The 16,851-nt window shown below is 72.7% G+C and carries 15 protein-coding genes; 12 read left to right on the forward strand and 3 right to left on the reverse strand.

All coding sequences use genetic code 11. The annotated features are described in order from the left end of the window. Window positions 1–231: 231 nt before the first annotated feature. Window positions 232–1,530, forward strand: a complete 1,299-nt coding sequence (locus tag IAG42_RS19310) for a polysaccharide deacetylase family protein (RefSeq protein ID WP_188338219.1) — start codon at window positions 232–234, stop codon at window positions 1,528–1,530. Window positions 1,531–1,672: 142 nt separating this feature from the next. Here IAG42_RS19310 and IAG42_RS19315 read toward each other — a convergent pair whose 3' ends face one another. Next, window positions 1,673–2,662, reverse strand: a complete 990-nt coding sequence (locus IAG42_RS19315; protein WP_188338220.1) for an ATP-binding protein — start codon at window positions 2,660–2,662, stop codon at window positions 1,673–1,675. A gap of 101 nt (window positions 2,663–2,763) precedes the next feature. Here IAG42_RS19315 and IAG42_RS19320 point away from each other — a divergent pair, with 101 nt between their 5' ends. Next, complete coding sequence (locus IAG42_RS19320; RefSeq protein WP_188338221.1) at window positions 2,764–3,588, forward strand: Fic family protein; 825 nt, start codon at window positions 2,764–2,766, stop codon at window positions 3,586–3,588. A 328-nt stretch (window positions 3,589–3,916) separates the two neighbouring features. On the opposite strand, the gene IAG42_RS19325 is transcribed toward IAG42_RS19320, so the two are convergent. After that, entirely contained in the window at window positions 3,917–4,768 is an 852-nt protein-coding gene (locus IAG42_RS19325) for an HAD family hydrolase (protein WP_394811227.1), read from the reverse strand. Window positions 4,769–5,333: 565 nt separating this feature from the next. Between IAG42_RS19325 and ssd the strand changes: the two genes are divergently transcribed. The 7 genes from ssd (at window position 5,334) to IAG42_RS19360 (ending at window position 10,581) form a co-directional block, all read left to right on the forward strand. Next, entirely contained in the window at window positions 5,334–6,431 is a 1,098-nt protein-coding gene (gene ssd / locus IAG42_RS19330; protein ID WP_188338222.1) for a septum site-determining protein Ssd, read from the forward strand. Further along, complete coding sequence (locus tag IAG42_RS19335; RefSeq protein WP_188338223.1) at window positions 6,428–7,597, forward strand: TadA family conjugal transfer-associated ATPase; 1,170 nt, start codon at window positions 6,428–6,430, stop codon at window positions 7,595–7,597. The genes ssd and IAG42_RS19335 overlap by 4 nt, the downstream gene beginning before the upstream one ends. After that, window positions 7,594–8,442, forward strand: a complete 849-nt coding sequence (locus IAG42_RS19340; protein ID WP_188338224.1) for a type II secretion system F family protein — start codon at window positions 7,594–7,596, stop codon at window positions 8,440–8,442. Before IAG42_RS19335 ends, IAG42_RS19340 begins: the two co-directional genes overlap by 4 nt. 16 nt (window positions 8,443–8,458) lie before the next feature. Continuing rightward, window positions 8,459–9,328 (forward strand): type II secretion system F family protein, encoded by an 870-nt coding sequence (locus tag IAG42_RS19345; RefSeq protein WP_223206080.1) that lies wholly within the window; start codon window positions 8,459–8,461, stop codon window positions 9,326–9,328. 191 nt (window positions 9,329–9,519) lie between these two features. Beyond that, the gene (locus tag IAG42_RS38470; protein ID WP_317453324.1) at window positions 9,520–9,657 is read left to right on the forward strand and encodes a DUF4244 domain-containing protein; all 138 of its coding nucleotides are present in this window, start codon (window positions 9,520–9,522) and stop codon (window positions 9,655–9,657) included. Further along, a complete protein-coding gene (locus IAG42_RS19355; protein ID WP_188338226.1) occupies window positions 9,644–9,994 on the forward strand; it encodes a TadE family protein in 351 nt (116 codons plus the stop codon). The genes IAG42_RS38470 and IAG42_RS19355 overlap by 14 nt, the downstream gene beginning before the upstream one ends. Window positions 9,995–10,170: 176 nt before the next feature. Further along, window positions 10,171–10,581, forward strand: coding sequence for an Rv3654c family TadE-like protein (locus IAG42_RS19360; RefSeq protein WP_188341481.1), 411 nt, complete (start codon window positions 10,171–10,173; stop codon window positions 10,579–10,581). On the opposite strand, the gene IAG42_RS19365 is transcribed toward IAG42_RS19360, so the two are convergent. Beyond that, a complete protein-coding gene (locus IAG42_RS19365) occupies window positions 10,568–12,850 on the reverse strand; it encodes a DEAD/DEAH box helicase (RefSeq protein WP_394811228.1) in 2,283 nt (760 codons plus the stop codon). The two genes, IAG42_RS19360 and IAG42_RS19365, sit on opposite strands and share 14 nt — an antisense overlap. A 289-nt stretch (window positions 12,851–13,139) precedes the next feature. Between IAG42_RS19365 and bldG the strand changes: the two genes are divergently transcribed. From bldG to IAG42_RS19380, 3 genes are all read left to right on the forward strand, one after another. Beyond that, window positions 13,140–13,481 (forward strand): anti-sigma factor antagonist BldG, encoded by a 342-nt coding sequence (bldG, locus tag IAG42_RS19370; RefSeq protein ID WP_003975386.1) that lies wholly within the window; start codon window positions 13,140–13,142, stop codon window positions 13,479–13,481. Window positions 13,482–13,563: 82 nt separating this feature from the next. Next, complete coding sequence (locus tag IAG42_RS19375; protein ID WP_188338228.1) at window positions 13,564–14,001, forward strand: ATP-binding protein; 438 nt, start codon at window positions 13,564–13,566, stop codon at window positions 13,999–14,001. 320 nt (window positions 14,002–14,321) lie between these two features. Next, complete coding sequence (locus IAG42_RS19380) at window positions 14,322–16,715, forward strand: sodium-translocating pyrophosphatase (RefSeq protein ID WP_188338229.1); 2,394 nt, start codon at window positions 14,322–14,324, stop codon at window positions 16,713–16,715. Window positions 16,716–16,851: the final 136 nt, after the last annotated feature.

Raw genomic sequence — 16,851 nt, forward strand, 5'->3', positions numbered from 1 at the left:
CGCTCGGTAAACGGATCGTAATGCAGAGTAAAGGCCAGGGAAGGATTAATCGGGCAAATGGTCCAATGCTTCACCCCGGAGAGTGAATAAGATTTCTGGTCGGCTTGTCGGACAAATTCGACGCGAAGCCCGTGCGACCTTGGCGGCGCACCCGGGCATTTCGGGCATTTCGCACGGTCTTTCTCGTGCCCCGTCTCGCAAGCCGACTCCCAGGAAGAAGGTGGGCGGAAGATGGCCGCCACCCAGCGGATCGCCACCAGGAGGATCGTCGCGGGCGTCACCGCCGCCGCGGCGTGCGCCGCCGTCCTCTCCGGTTGCGCGAACAGCGACACCACGTCCGCGCCGCCCCACAAGGGCGCCGCCGGCCCCAAGAAGGCGGCGCCCGCCGCGCCCGCCCCGGGCAGCGTGATGCGCCCGATCGGCGACGGCTCCACCGCGTACACCGGGCAGCAGCCCCACCTGCCCCGCCCCGAGCGGCTGAGACCGGGACAGAGGCCCCCGCAGTTCGTCGTCTTCTCCTGGGACGGAGCCGGAGAGGACAGCCAGAAGCTGTTCTCCCACTTCCGCGAGGTCGCCAAGGCCAACAACGCGACCATGACGTACTTCCTCAGCGGCGTGTACATGCTCCCGGAGAGCAAGGCGGCCAAGTACCACGCACCGCAGCACTCGGCGGGCCGCTCGGACATCGGCTTCAACGACGTCCAGGGCATCCGTGACACCGCCGAGCAGGTGCGCGGCGCCTGGCTCGAGGGCAACGAGATCGGCACCCACTTCAACGGCCACTTCTGCGGCAAGGGCGGCGGGGTCGGCGAGTGGTCGGTCGCCGAGTGGAAGAGCGAGATCCAGCAGGCCAAGACCTTCGTGAAGTCGTGGAAGACGAACGCGGGCCTGAAGAACATGCCGCCGCTGCCCTTCGACTACGACAAGGAGCTCATCGGCGCCCGCACGCCCTGCCTCGAGGGGCAGAAGAACTTCATGCGGGCGGCGAAGGACCTCGGCTTCCGCTACGACACCAGCGGCGTCAACGACCAGCTGTGGCCCAAGAAGAAGAACGGCCTGTGGGACCTGTCCATGCAGCTAGTCCCCTTCATCGGGCACAAGTACGAGCAGCTGACCATGGACTACAACTTCATGGTCAACCAGTCGGGCACCAGCACCCAGGGCGACCCCGGCAAGCGGGAGTTCTGGGGCGACCAGATGCGCGACAGCCTGCTCGCCGGCTTCGACCGCGCCTACGAGGGCAACCGCGCGCCCCTGGTCATCGGCAACCACTTCGAGTCCTGGAACGGCGGCGCCTACATGCGCGCCGTCGAAGAGACCGTCGAGACCGTCTGCACCAAGCCCGAGGTGCGCTGCGTCAGCTTCCGGCAGCTCGCCGACTGGCTCGACGCCCAGGACCCGCGGACCCTGAAGAAGCTCACGACCCTCGGCGTCGGCCAGGCGCCCGAGCAGGGCTGGGCGTCGTTCCTGACCGGCGGCCCCGCGCCCGCGCCCAAGGGGGTCCCGGGCGCACCGGCCGCCAAGTCCTGACCCGGCCCGGCCGGACCGATGCGGACCGGACCGATGCGGACCGGACCGATGCGGACCGGACCGGATCGGTCCGGCCCGATCCGCTCCCGATCCGCTCCCGATCCGACCCGATCCGATCCGGTCCCGATCCGGCCCTGAGCCGTCAGGCCGTGGCGCCCACGCTCGGCCGGCTCTCCCGCAGCACGAAGTCGGGGTCGACCTGCGCCGCCAGGTCGGCCCCCGTCTTCTCGTTCCCCCAGCTCTGCGCGTTCTTCAGGTGGAAGTGGACCATCTGCCGCGTGTACCGCCCCCAGTCCCGCGCCTCGTACGTGGCGTCGGCGGCGGCCCGCAGGCTGGCGAGCGCCCCGGCGTTGGCCTCCTCCAGGAGCTCGAAGCGGGGCGGGCGGCCCTTCTCCATCGCGCGCACCCAGTCCGAGTGCCCGACGGTGACGAGCAGGTCGTCCCCGACCTCCGCGCGCAGGAAGTCGAGGTCGTCCTCGCCCTGCACCTTGTTCCCCACGACCTTCAGGGCGATGCCGAAGTCCCGGGCGTACTCCTTGTACTGGCGGTAGACCGAGACCCCCTTCCGCGTCGGCTCGGCGACGAGGAACGTCATGTCGAAGCGGGTGAACATGCCGGAGGCGAAGGAGTCGGAGCCCGCGGTCATGTCGACCACCACGTACTCGCCCTGGCCGTCGACGAGGTGGTTCAGGCACAGCTCCACCGCGCCGGTCTTGGAGTGGTAGCACGCGACACCGAGGTCGGCTTCGGTGAACGGGCCGGTGACCATCAAACGGACGGACCCGCCGTCGAGTTCCACCCGCCGGGCGCAGGCGTCGTACACCGGATTGTTCTCGCCCACCCGCAGCAGCCGCGAGCCCTCGCCCGGCGGCGTCGTCTTGATCATCGTGTCGGCGGACGCGATCCGCGGGTTCGAACCGCGCAGGTAGTCCTTGATGAGCGGCAGCCGCGCACCCATCGCCGGCAGTTCGGCCGCGACGTCCTCGTCGAGGCCGAGCGCGGCGCCCAGGTGCTGGTTGATGTCGGCGTCGACGGCGACGACCGGCGATCCGGTGGTGGCGAGGTGACGGATGAAGAGCGAGGACAGCGTGGTCTTGCCGCTGCCGCCCTTCCCCACGAAAGCGATCTTCATGTTCACGAAGCGTAGTGGGGGCGTCGCGTTCCGTGTCGCCCCGGCGTGAAGAAGACCACTCCTTCGTGGGGCGGCGCCCCACGGCCCGTAGGGTCGTACGCATGAGTACGACAGCCGACCCCCTCGCCGCGCTGGCCGACCTGCCGGGCGTGGCCGACTCCGTGGCCTCCGTGCGCAAGGCCGTGGACCGGGTCTACGGGCACCGGGTCATGCGCCGCCGCAGCAACGAGGTCACCTCCGAGGCCGCGCTGCGCGGCGCGCGGGGCAGCGCGGCGCTCTCGGGCGCCGACTGGGCACTCGAGGAGGTGCGCCGGCGCACCGACTTCAGCGGGGGCGACGGCGACCCGGAGGCGCCCGTGGTCGGCGCCGCCCTGCGGCTCACCGCGGAGGCGGGCCAACTCCTTTCCATCTGGCGGCAGTCGCCGCTGCGCGTCCTCGCGCGGCTGCACCTGGTCGCGGCGGCCGACAAGGGCGACGCGGTGGGCCGGCCCCGGCAGGCGGGCGAGCCGGTCGACGAGCCGCTCGTGGAGCTGCCGCTGCCGGACGCCGACGAGGTGGCGGGCCGGCTCGACGGCCTGGCCCAGCTGATCATCGCGGGCAGCGAGGCACCGGCCCTGGTGACGGCGGCCGTGGTGCACGGCGAGCTCCAGGCGCTGCGCCCCTTCGGCTCGTACAACGGCCTCGTGGCGCGCGCCGCCGAGCGCATCGTCCTGGTGGGCAGCGGTCTCGACCCGAAGTCGATCTGTCCCGCCGAGGTGGGGCACGCGGAGCTCGGGCGCGCGCAGTACGCGGCGGCGCTCGACGGCTACGCCTCCGGCACTCCGGAGGGCATGGCGGCGTGGATCGCCCACTGCGGCAAGGCCGTTGAGCTCGGGGTCAGGGAGTCGACCGCGGTCTGCGAAGCGCTCCAGCGCGGCGCCGCCTGACGGGAATCCCCGGAGGAAAAGGCCCCGGAAAAGGGTTGCGGCGGTACGAGTCCTCGTACCGCCGCTGGCATGGCCACCGGGTTACCAAGCGTCCTCGATATCTGTTGCCCATCAGGTCGGGAACTTTGCCCGTCACCTGGTGCGGCTGGCCCGTAATCGACGGGTCGACGTCGCGTGGGTGCCCTGTGTTCATGCTTCGGTCCGTGGGGCCTTGGTTGCGTTTGAAGGTGATCCTCTCGGATGTCCTTGGTCTCGCGGGCCGTTGACTCCTTTGTACTCCAGACCCGCAGAGAGCGGTAGTCCTGGCCACACTTCTTTACTTTTAGGTTCAAATAGGACGCATTCGGGCGCGGCGCTGGCTCGCGTACCAGACCAGGCCCGCGGTGGCCGCCGCGGCGCCGATCGCGACCGCCGCGGCGAGCGCCGGGCGGGACGGCGCGGACAGGTGCGGCAGGCGCTGCTTGAGCCGAACCGGCTTGTGGAAGTCGAGAATCGGCCACTCGCGCGCGATCGCCTCGCGGCGCAGCGCGCGGTCCGGATTCACCGCGTACGGGTGCCCGACCGCGCTCAGCATCGGCACGTCCGTCGCCGAGTCGCTGTACGCGTAGCAGCGCGACAGGTCGTATCCCTCGGTGCGGGCGAGCTCCTCGACCGCCTCGGCCTTCGTCGGCCCGTAGGCGTAGTACTCGATCTCGCCCGTGAAGCAGCCGTCGTCGCCGACGACCATGCGCGTCGCCACCACCCGGTCCGCGCCGAGCAGCTCGCCGATCGGCTCGACGACCTCGGCTCCCGACGTCGAGACGATGACGACGTCGCGGCCCGCGGTGTGGTGCTCCTCGATGAGGGACGCGGCCTCGTCGTAGATGATCGGGTCGATCAGATCGTGCAGCGTCTCGGCGACGAGCTCCTTCACGTGCTGCACGTTCCAGCCGCGGCACAGCGCCGAGAGGTACTCGCGCATCCGCTCCATCTGGTCGTGGTCGGCGCCGCCGGCGAGGAACACGAACTGCGTGTACGCGGTCCGCAGCACGGCCCTCCGGTTGATCAGCCCGCCTTGATAGAACGACTTGCTGAATGTGAGCGTGCTCGACTTCGCAATGACCGTTTTGTCCAGGTCGAAGAACGCCGCCGCGCGAGGCATGGAGGGGGTCAAGGAGGGGTTTTCCACGAGCTCGAGCATAGGCGCCCACCATTCGGCGTAAGCTCGGGCGCGTGGGTTTGCCTGAGAAGGCTCTCGGGTACACCATGGAAGTCACGGATCGTTCGCGACCGTGCTAACCCGGTCTGGCTCCTCCCCCCCCGAGTCGGACCGTGGGGACGACCCCCGCTCTCCCCCCCGGCGGGGGTCGTCGCATGTCCGGACCCGTTTTCGGGCCCTCTTCCTTCTCTGTTCAACCGTGCCGCCCGGCCTCGACGCCGCTGGCGGCACTTCGTCATTCCGTCACGCTGTGTGACCTCCGGGCTGCTGTGCGGGAAGCTCAGGCCTGATCTCGCGGTGTTCACCTGTTGGGGTGAGCGAGATATCCACAAGCGTTCTCGTGTCCACAGGAATTGTCCAAGATCCACACGATTTCCGAGATCGCCGCAGGGTGATTCCGCACGCGAAGTTCCGGGCCGGTCCGACGGCCGGTCCGGCATTGCCGAGCGGTGCGGAGCGACCGGTGTCCGGCGCCGCGCCGACCGGGCTTCGCGGTGGTGCGGATCGCCCGCGGGTGCGGGCGGCGCGGAGAGAGGGGGATCGGACCATGACGGGGACGAGTGCGCAGGACCCGGTGCGGGACACCGGGGCGCGAGGGCGGGCGCCGCTCATCGTGACGGAGGACCTACGGCTCCTGGACGACCTGCTGCGGCTGTGTGCGGCGGCCGGGGTGCGGCCCGAGGTCGGACACGGGGCGCCGGGAGGACGCGGCAGCTGGGAGGGAGCGCCGCTCGTCCTGGTCGGCGACGACGCGGCCGACCGGCTGCGCGGCGCTCCCCGCCGGCACGGGGTGGTGCTCGTGGGCCGGGACCAGGACGACCCCGGGGTGTGGCGGCGCGCCGTCGAGATCGGCGCCGACCACGTCCTGATGCTCCCGGACGGCGAGCAGTGGCTGATGGACCGGATCGCCGACGTCGCCGAGGGAGTGGGGCGGCCCGCCCTCACGATCGGGGTGCTCGGGGGCCGGGGCGGAGCCGGGGCCTCCACCCTGGCCGCCGCGCTCGCCGTGGCGTCCGCGCGGGCCGGGCGGCGCACGCTGCTCGTCGACGCGGACCCGCTGGGCGGCGGGCTCGACGTGCTGCTCGGCGGCGAGGCCGCGGACGGCCTTCGCTGGCCGGCGTTCGCCCAGTCCCGCGGCCGCGTCGGCGCCACCGCCCTGGAGGAGTCGCTGCCTGCGCTGCACGGTCTGCGGCTGCTCAGCTGGGACCGGGGCGATCTGGCGGCGGTGCCGCCGGAGGCCGTGCGCGCGGTGCTCGCCGCGGCACGCCGCAGGGGCGGCACCGTCGTCGTGGACCTGCCGCGCCGGATCGACGCGGGCTCCGTGGAGGCGCTGGCCCAGCTCGACGTGGGACTGCTCGTCGTCCCGCCCGAGCTGCGCGCGGTCGCGGCGGCCCGCAGGATGGCGGGCGCCGTCGGCATGGTGCTGCGCGACCTGAGGGTCGTCATCGCGCCCGTACGGGGCACCGCCGCGCTCGGCACCGACGAGACGGCCCGGCTGCTCGGCCTCCCGCTCGCGGGTGAACTGCCCCTGGACACCGGAGTCTTCGCGGGCAAGCCGCCAGGAGTGGGCGGCCCGCTCGGGCGGTTCGCGACCCAGTTCTGGGACCGCGTCGCCGTCGGCTCGGACGCCGGGGGCGTCGCATGACCGCCGTCGTCGGGGCCCGCATGCTCGACGGGGTCCGCCAGTGGCTCGCCGAGAACGGGGCGGAGGCCACCCCCGCACGCGTCGCCGAGGCGCTCCGGGCCCAGGGCCGGATCCTGGGCGACGCCGAGGTGCTCGGCGCGGCCGGCCGGCTCCGCTCGGAGCTGGTGGGCGCGGGCCCGCTGGAGCCGCTCCTCGGCGACCCCGCGGTGACCGACGTCCTGGTGTCGGCGCCGGACCGGGTCTGGGTGGACCGGGGCGGCGGCCTGGAGCCGGCGGGTGTGCGCTTCGAGAGCGCCGCGGACGTGCGCCGGCTGGCCCAGCGGCTCGCCGCGGTCGTGGGGCGCCGCCTCGACGACGCCCGCCCCTGGGTGGACGCCCGCCTGCCCGACGGGACCCGCCTGCACGCGGTGCTGCCGCCGATCGCCGTCGGCTGCACCTGCCTGTCGCTGCGCGTCGTACGGCCCCGGGCCTTCACCGTGGACGAACTGGTGGCGGCGGGCACGGTGCCGCCGGGCGGCGACCGGGTGGTACGGGCCCTGCTCGACGCCCGCCTCTCGTTCCTGATCAGCGGCGGCACCGGCAGCGGCAAGACGACGCTGCTCAGCGCGCTCCTGGGCCTGATCGGGCCGCAGGAGCGGATCGTCCTCGCCGAGGACTCGGCCGAGCTGCGCCCCGACCACCCGCACGTGGTGCGCCTGGAGGCCCGGCCGGCCAACCAGGAGGGCGCGGGCGCCGTCGGTCTCGACGACCTGGTCCGCCAGGCCCTGCGGATGCGCCCCGACCGGCTCGTGGTCGGCGAGGTGCGCGGTCCTGAGGTCGTCTCCCTCCTGGCCGCCCTCAACACCGGGCACGAAGGAGGCTCGGGCACGCTCCACGCCAACGCGGCGAGCGACGTCCCCGTCCGCCTCGAAGCGCTCGGCACGGCGGCGGGACTCGACCGCCCCGCACTGCACAGCCAACTCGCGGCGGCCGTCTCGGTGATCCTCCACCTCGTACGGGACCGGGGCGGTCGGCGGCGGGTCGCGCAGGTCCACGTACTGGAGCGGGATCCGCAGGGCTGGGTGCGGACCGTTTCCGCGCTGGAGTGGGGCGAGCGGGGGTTCGTGCCCGGGCCCGGCTGGGCGCGGCTGCGCGAGCTGCTGGGGATGCGGGGGGAGCCGGCGTGAGCGGAGTCGTGGTGGTGGCGCTGCTCGGCGTGCTGAGCGTGGCCTGGGCCGTGCGGACGCGGAGCGGTGAACTGCGCAGGGTGCGCGCGGTGTTGGGGCCGGAAGCGGAGGGCGGCGCCGCGTCGGTGGTGCGGTGGCCGGGGATCGGGCGGTACCGGGCCTGGCTGGGGGCGCGCCCCGAGTGGGCGTGCGCGGCGGCCGGGCTGGTCGTCGCCCTGCTCGGGGCCTCGCCGCTGCCCCTCGTGCTCGGGGTCGCCGCGGTGCCCGGGGCGGCGCGGGCGCGCAGGACGCGGGACGCGCGGCGGACACGGGAGCGGCGGGGCGACGCGGTGATCCGGCTGTGCGAGCTGCTCGCCGGAGAGGTGCGCGCGGGGCGCCAGCCCGGAGCGGCTCTCACGGTCGCCGTGCGGGAGTCGCAGGCGCCCGGCGGGGCGGCGGTCGTGGCCGCGGCGCGGTTCGGCGGTGACGTCCCCGGGGCGCTGGGCACGGCGGCCGGGGAGCCGGGCGCCGAGGGGCTGTACGGGCTCGCCGCGTGCTGGCGGGTGGCGGTGGACCGGGGCGCGGGCCTCGCCGTCGGGGTCGACCGGCTGGCGGACGCGCTGCGCGCCGAGCGGGATCAACGGTCCGAGTTGAGAGCGCAGTTGGCGGGACCGTGGTCGACGGCGGTGATGCTCGCGGGGCTGCCCGTGTTCGGCCTGCTGCTCGGCTCCCTGCTCGGGGCCCGTCCGCTGCGGGTGCTGCTGCACAGCGGGCCGGGGATGGGGTGCCTGGTGGTGGGCGGGGCGTTGGAGGCGGCGGGGCTGTGGTGGGCGGTACGGATCGTGCGCGGGGTGGAGCGGGGTTGAGGGAGTGGTCGGGGTGATGGAGGTCGATGTGCTCGGGGTGTTCGGGACGTCCGGTGGGGCCGGACCGATGGAAGAAGTTGTCCACAGGCTGGGGGTGGTGCTGTGTGTCGCCGGACTGAGTGTGTGGGTGGCGTACGGGGTGGAGGGACGGCTGCGGGCGAGGGCGCTGCGGCGGCGGGTGCGGGCGGTTCTGGAGGTGGCCGCCGCCGAGTCGCGGGGGCGGCGTCGGATGCGGATGCCGGCGGGTGTGCGGCGGTGGGGGCCGGTGGCCGGGGCGGGGTGTGCCGGATATGCGCTGGTCGGCGGTGTGGCGGGGGTGTTCGCCGGGCTGGTCCTGGCCTCGGGCGTGGAGTGGTGGCGGGGTCGGGGCCGGGGGAGAGGCGCGGGGTCGGCGGTCGGTTCGGGGGAGGCGCTCGGCGCGGAGGAACGGGCTGAGGTGGTGCGGCAACTTCCCCTCGCTGCCGAGTTGTTGGCGGCCTGTCTGGCGGCCGGCGCGGATCCCGTCGGGGCCGCGCGGGCGGTCGGGGAGTCGCTGGGCGGGCCCGTGGGGCGAGGGCTGGCGCGGGGTGCGGCGCAGGTGCGCCTGGGCGGTGAAGCCGCCACGGCTTGGCAGGAGTTGGCGGCACTGCCCGGCGCGGGCGGGCTCGTGCGGCTCCTGGAGCGGGCCGGGGAGTCCGGGGCGCCGGCGGCGTTGCCGGTGGCCCGGTTCGCCGCGGAGTGCAGAGCCGAGCGGGGCAGACGTGCGACGGCGCTGGCGCGACGGGCGGCGGTGATCATCACCGCGCCGGTGGGGCTGTGCTTCCTGCCCGCGTTCCTGGCGATCGGCGTGCTGCCCGTGGTGATCGGGCTGACGGGAGGTGTGCTGGGCGGAGGGGTTGGTCGATGACGGGTCTCGAGAGGTGAACGAACGTGGTGTTCAAGGGGGTTGTGATGAGCCGTGGATGCGGTGAGTGCAGTGGGTGTGGTGCGTGCGGCGGTCGTCATGAGGTGCGCGGAAGCCGGGGAGCCGGCCGTGGTGTCGGCCTGCGGGTGCGGCGGTGGGCGCGGTCCGTGCGGGCCGCGCGACGGGACGCCGGGATGGTCAGCGCCGAGTACGCGGTGGGGATCCTCGCGGCCGTGGGGTTCGCCGGGCTGCTCTACAAGGTGATGACGAGCGGGGCCGTGATGTCGGCGCTGGAGGAGTTGGTGGGGAAGGCGCTCCATGGGTCGTTCTGACCGGGGCTTCGTGACGGCGGAGGCGGCCGTGGTGCTGCCCGTGCTGGTGGGGTTCACGCTGGCGCTGGTCTGGGGGCTGCTCGCGGTCTCCGGCCAGATCCGGTGTGTGGACGCGGCGCGGGCCGGTGCCCGCTCCGTGGCCCGGGAGGAGCCCGAGCGCGCGGCACGGGAGGCGGCCCTGGAGGCGGCGCCGCCCGGGGCCCGCGTGGAAGTGAGCCGGGAGGGCGATCTGGTGCGGGTGACGGTGTCGGCCCGGTCGGCCGGTCCCGGACCGCTCGCCGCGGACCTGAGGGCGGAGGCGGTCGCGGCGGCCGAGGAGACGGTGGGGGCGGCGTGAGGAGAAGGCGGTACGAGGTGGGGCCGGCGCGGCGGGCCGTTCGGCGCGGGGTGGGTCCGGTGCGGGCGGGACGGGGCGGCCGGACCCGATGGGGTCGGGCGGGGCCGGGTGGGCGGTGGACGGGGGTGCGGCTGCGGGCCGACCGGGGGTCGGCGACGGTGTGGGTCGTCGTGGCGATGGCCGCGGTCGGGGTCGTGTTCGGGGTGGTGCTCGCTCTGGGGCAGGCGGTTCAGGCCCGGCACCGGGCGGGCGGCGCCGCCGACCTGGCGGCGCTGGCGGCGGCGGGCCACTGGATGGAGGGCGGTACCGACGCGTGTGACCTGGCCGGGCGGGTGGCCGGGGCGCAGGGGGCGAGAGTCGTGAGCTGTGCGGTGCGCGGGGAGGTGGCGGAGGTGGTCGCGGCGGCGGGCCGGGGCCCGTTCGCGGCGGAGGTCCGCTCCAGAGCCGGCCCCTCGGGGCCGCACCCCGAGACACCGCCGGGACCGGGACCCGATCCCGAACCGGGCTCGACGGCCGGCCCGCTCCCCGGCGGGACCGCATCGCCGGAGCCCGCACCTACGGAACCAGGGCCGGCTAGTCCCCCGTAGGCACCGCGGGCTGGGGCGCGTCCGGCTGGGTGGGCGCGCCCTGGAGGAGGACGGAGAGGAGGCGGATCGCGCCGCGCTTGTGCAAGGGGTCGTTGCCGTTGCCGCACTTGGGGGACTGGATGCAGGACGGGCAGCCGGCCTCGCACTCGCAGGAGGCGATCGCCTCGCGCGTGGCGGCGAGCCATTCCCGGGCCGTGTGGAAGGCCCGCTCGGCGAAGCCCGCCCCGCCGGGGTGGCCGTCGTAGACGAAGACCGTGGGCAGCAGTGTGTCGGGGTGGAGCGGGATCGAGACGCCGCCGATGTCCCAGCGGTCGCAGGTGGCGAAGAGCGGGAGGAGGCCGATGGAGGCGTGTTCGGCGGCGTGCAGGGCGCCGCCGAGGATCTCGGGGTTGATGCGGGCGGCGTCGAGCTGGTCCTCGGTGACCGTCCACCACACCGCGCGGGTGCGCAGGGTGCGGGGAGGGAGGTCGAGTTTGGTCTCGCCGAGGACCTCGCCGGTGATGAGACGGCGGCGGAGGTAGCCGACGACCTGGTTGGTGACCTCGACCGAGCCGTAGCACAACCGGCCGTCGCCCCAAGGGACTTCGACGTCCGTCTCCAGGACCGAAATGGCCGTGGTGTCGCGGGCGGTAGTGGAGTACGTGGGGTTGGCGGGCTCGACGAGGGCGACGTTGTCGTCGAGGTCGAGGTGCTGGACGACGTAGGTGCGGCCCTGGTGGAGGTGGACGGCGCCGTCGTGGACGGTGGTGTGCGCGGACGCCGCGTCGACGGTGCCGAGGAGCCGGCCGGTGCTCGCCTCGACGATCTGCACCGGGTTGCCGCCACCGCCGCGGATGTCGGCGAGGTCGGCGGCGGACTCGCGGCGCGTCCAGTGCCAGGCCTTCGTGCGCCGCCGCAGCAGCTTCGCGGCCTCCAGCTGCGGGAGCAGCTCGGTGGTGGCAGGGCCGAAGAGGTCCAGGTCCGGTGCGGTGAGCGGGAGTTCGGCCGCCGCGGCGCACAGGTGCGGGGCGAGCACGTACGGGTTGTCGGGGTCGAGGACCGTCGACTCGACGGGCTGGTCGAAGAGGGCCTCGGGGTGGTGGACGAGGTAGGTGTCCAGCGGGTCGTCGCGGGCCACGAGGACGGCGAGGGCGCCCTGCCCGGAGCGTCCGGCGCGGCCGGCCTGCTGCCAGAGGGAGGCGCGGGTGCCGGGGTAGCCGGCGATGACGACGGCGTCGAGCCCGGAGACGTCGATGCCGAGTTCGAGGGCGGTGGTGGCGGACAGGCCGAGCAGTTCGCCGGAGTGCAGGGCGGCTTCGAGGGCGCGGCGTTCCTCGGGGAGGTAGCCGCCCCGGTAGGCGGCGACACGCCTGACGAGGGAGCGGTCGACCTCGGCGAGCCGCTCCTGGGCGATCACCGAGATCAGCTCGGCGCCGCGCCGGGACCGTACGAAGGCGACGGAGCGGACGCCCTGGACGGTCAGGTCGGTCAGCAGGTCGGCCGTCTCGGCGGTCGCGGTGCGCCGCACGGGGGCGCCCTTCTCGCCCTGCATCTCGGTGAGCGGCGGCTCCCAGAGGGCGAAGACGAGCTCGCCGCGCGGTGAGGCGTCGTCGGCGACCTCGACGACCGGCAGGCCCGTCAGACGGCCCGCTGAGGCGGCCGGGTCGGCCGAGGTGGCGGAGGCGAGCAGGAAGACGGGTTCGGAGCCGTAGCGGGCGCACAGGCGGCGCAGCCGGCGCAGGACCTGGGCGACGTGCGAGCCGAACACGCCGCGATAGGTGTGGCACTCGTCGACGACGACGTACTTCAGGGCCTTGAGGAAGGAGGACCAGCGGGCGTGGGACGGCAATATCCCGCGGTGCAGCATGTCGGGGTTGGTGAGGACGTAGTTGGCGTACTGGCGGACCCACTCCCGTTCCTCGAAGGGGGTGTCGCCGTCGTAGACCGCGGGACGGATCGCGTTGCCCAGCGGTTGTGAAAGTTCCTTCACCGACCGGCACTGGTCCGCCGCGAGCGCCTTGGTCGGCGCGAGGTACAGCGTGGTGGCCCCGCGGCCGTTCGGCGCCTCGGAGCCGTCGAGCAGCCCGGAGAGGACCGGGACCAGGTATGCCAGGGACTTGCCGGAGGCGGTTCCGGTCGCGACGACCACCGACTCGCCGTCGAGCGCGTGCTCCGCCGCGAGCGCCTGGTGGGCCCACGGATGATCGATTCCGGCCTTCTGCACGGCGGCGACGACCTCGGCGCGGATCCGGTCCGGCCACACGGCATGACGGCCCGCGCGAGGGGGCAAGTGCTCCGTATGGGTGATGCGCGCAGCCCTGCTCGGACCCGAGGCGAGCCGCTCCAGGACCGCCCCGGGAGAGGGTCGGGAGCCCGTGGACGCCGCAGGTCGTTCGGATCGGTGATTCTTGGCCATCGGCTCCGAGTGTGTCACTGGCGTGACGGACAATGTTCCAAGGCGTCGTGCACGCCTGCCGGTAAGTGATTGAATGCCATCGCGGCTGGCGAACCGTCCCGGGGGATCATGCCGAGGTGTCCCCGAGGGGCGACCGCTCGATTAGCAAGGTGCTGGAGGATCCGTGGACCTGTCCCTGTCGACCCGTACCGTCGGCGATCGTACGGTCGTCGAGGTCGGTGGCGAAATCGATGTGTATACCGCGCCCAAGCTGCGCGAGCAGCTGGTCGAGCTGGTGAACGACGGCAGTTTCCACCTTGTCGTCGACATGGAGGGCGTGGACTTCCTCGACTCCACCGGGCTCGGCGTGCTGGTCGGCGGTCTCAAGCGTGTGCGCGCCCACGAGGGCTCGCTGCGCCTGGTCTGCAACCAGGAGCGCATTCTCAAGATCTTCCGGATCACGGGTCTGACCAAGGTGTTCCCGATCCACACCTCGGTCGAGGAAGCCGTAGCGGCGACCGACTGAGCCGGTCTCGAGAGAGTCAGGGGACCGGGCGGCCCAGGCCGGCCCGGTCTCCCCGAGCACGCCCGTACTTCGGAGGGGATGCATGGCCACCGTCGAACTTCGCTTCAGTCCTCTTCCCGAGCACGTCAGGACCGCCCGCCTCGTGGCGGCCGCGGTGGCGCGCAGGGCGGGCGTGGACGAGGCGGTGCTCGACGAGGTCAGGCTCGCCGTCGGTGAGGCGTGCAGCCGCGCCGTCGGGCTCCATCGGAGCGGCGGCCTGACAGCCCCGGTGCGCGTGGCCCTGATCGAGGAGGAGAAGCAGTTCTCCATCGAGGTCGGGGACGAGGCGCCACGGGCCGCGGCGGTCGCGGTGGCGTCCGCGGGCGGCGGTGCGGGCGAGCCCGAGGACGGCGAGGACGACATGGGTCTCGCGGTCATCAGCGGTCTCGTGGACGACGTGGAGGTCACCGCCGACGAGAGCGGCGGCCTCATCCGCATGAGCTGGCCGACCGCGCCGGACCCGGAGGAGTCACCCGTCTGACCGACGGCGACGAAGACAGCGAGCCCTGCTCACCCGCGCGGTGAGCAGGGCTTTCTTTCGTTTCTGGATCTTTCGTCGATCCTTTCGGCGGGCCTTCAGGTGATCTTTCCCGCCGATCTTTCCTGCCGGTCTTTCCTGTCGAACTCTTTCCGGGTCGAATTCTTTGATGATCGTGAAATGGGGCCGATAATGCCTTGGAGGCATTATCGGCTTCTCTCCGGGTCGACGATCTCATCTTTTCCCGCGTACTGTTTTGATCAGGTTCCTCTCCCTACAATCCGTCCACGTCTTGAGCTCAGTCCAAGCGTCAAGGAGGACGAATGGCGGAGCCTTCCATCCCCTCACATCTCGCGGCCGCGGACCTGACGGACGGCAATCGTCTGATCGTGATCGTCATCGCCGTCGTCGCGCTCGCGGCGCTCGCTCTGGCCGGAGTCCTGGTGCGCCAGGTGCTCGCGGCGGGCGAGGGCACGGATTCCATGAAGAAGATCGCCGGTGCGGTCCAGGAAGGCGCGAAGGCCTATCTGGGCCGTCAGCTGCGCACCCTGGCCGTGTTCGCGGTCGTCGTCTTCTTCCTGCTCATGCTGCTTCCGGCGGACGACTGGAATCAGCGCGCCGGGCGTTCGGTGTTCTTCTTGATCGGCGCCGTGTTCTCCGCGACCACCGGCTATATCGGAATGTGGCTCGCGGTGCGCAGCAATGTGCGCGTCGCCGCCGCGGCCCGGGAAGCGGCCGCGGGGGGAGAGAAATCGGGAAAGGATCCCACGCTCGCCTCGCACAAAGCGATGAAGATCGCTTTCCGTACGGGCGGCGTCGTCGGCATGTTCACCGTGGGGCTCGGCCTGCTCGGTGCCTCCTGCGTCGTGCTGGTCTACGCGGCCGACGCGCCCAAGGTGCTGGAGGGATTCGGGCTCGGGGCCGCGCTGATCGCCATGTTCATGCGTGTCGGCGGCGGCATCTTCACCAAGGCCGCCGACGTCGGCGCCGACCTGGTCGGCAAGGTCGAGCAGGGCATTCCGGAGGACGATCCGCGCAATGCCGCGACCATCGCCGACAACGTGGGCGACAACGTCGGAGACTGCGCAGGGATGGCCGCCGACCTCTTCGAGTCGTACGCCGTCACTCTGGTGGCGGCACTGATCCTGGGAAAAGCGGCCTTCGGTGACGCGGGGCTCGCCTTCCCGCTGATCGTGCCCGCGATCGGCGTCGTCACGGCCATGATCGGCATCTTCGCCGTGGCGCCCCGCGCGAGTGACCGGTCCGGGATGAGCGCCATCAACCGGGGCTTCTTCGTGTCGGCCGTGATCTCGCTCGTCCTCGTCGCCGCGGCCGTCTTCGCCTACCTGCCGGGCTCGTACGCGGAGCTCGACGGGGCGATCGGGGAGGTCACCGGCAAGTCCGGCGACCCGCGGATCCTCGCGATCGTCGCCGTGGCCATCGGCATCGTGCTCGCCGCGCTGATCCAGCAGCTCACCGGGTACTTCACCGAGACGACCCGGCGGCCCGTGCGGGACATCGGGAAGACCTCGCTGACCGGGCCCGCGACCGTGGTGCTCGCCGGCATCTCGATCGGGCTCGAGTCGGCCGTCTACACGGCAGTGCTGATCGGCCTCGGCGTCTACGGCGCGTTCCTGCTCGGCGGCACTTCGATCATGCTGGCGCTGTTCGCCGTGGCGCTGGCCGGCACCGGGCTGCTGACCACGGTCGGCGTCATCGTCGCGATGGACACCTTCGGTCCGGTCTCCGACAACGCGCAGGGCATCGCCGAGATGTCCGGCGACGTCGAGGGCACGGGCGCGCAGGTGCTCACCGACCTGGACGCCGTCGGCAACACGACCAAGGCGATCACCAAGGGCATCGCGATCGCCACGGCCGTGCTCGCGGCGGCCGCGCTGTTCGGCTCGTACCGGGACGCGATCCTCTCGGCGGCCCACGACGTCGGCGAGAAGGTCGGCGACGCCGGGCCGATGAACCTGAACATGGACATCTCGCAGCCCAACAACCTGGTCGGGCTCATCGTCGGCGCCGCCGTCGTGTTCCTGTTCTCGGGGCTCGCGATCAACGCCGTGTCGCGGTCGGCCGGTTCCGTGGTCTACGAGGTGCGGCGGCAGTTCCGCGAGCACCCCGGGATCATGGACCACACGGAGACGCCGGAGTACGGGCGGGTCGTCGACATCTGCACCAAGGACGCCCTGCGCGAACTCGCCACGCCCGGACTGCTCGCCGTCATGGCGCCGATCGCGGTCGGCTTCACCCTCGGCGTCGGCGCGCTCGGCGCGTATCTGGCGGGCGCCATCGGCACCGGCACGCTGATGGCCGTCTTCCTCGCCAACTCGGGCGGCGCCTGGGACAACGCGAAGAAGCTCGTCGAGGACGGCCACCACGGCGGCAAGGGCAGCGAGGCCCACGCCGCCACGGTCATCGGCGACACGGTCGGCGACCCGTTCAAGGACACGGCGGGCCCGGCGATCAACCCGCTCCTGAAGGTCATGAACCTGGTCTCGCTGCTCATCGCGCCCGCGATCGTCAAGTTCAGCTTCGGGGACGACGCGAGCGTCGGCGTACGGGTCCTGGTCGCGGTGCTGGCGCTCGTCGTCATCGTCGGCGCGGTCTACGTCTCCAAGCGGCGCGGCATCGCGGTCGACGACGACGGGGACGATGCCGGACCGGCCGCCAAGCAGGCGGATCCGGTGGATCCGGCGGTGGTGCCGTAATGCCCTAGGAGCGTGCCGAGGACCGTGCGTGCGCGGTCAACACGGAGGCGGGCGGCCCGGATTGACGGGCCGTCCGCCTCTCGCGTGTCCCGGGTTTGCCGTTTCGTGTCCCGTGAGCCTTCTCTCCCTTGATGCA

This window comes from Streptomyces xanthii (assembly GCF_014621695.1).
In the GTDB taxonomy this organism is placed as follows: domain Bacteria; phylum Actinomycetota; class Actinomycetes; order Streptomycetales; family Streptomycetaceae; genus Streptomyces; species Streptomyces xanthii.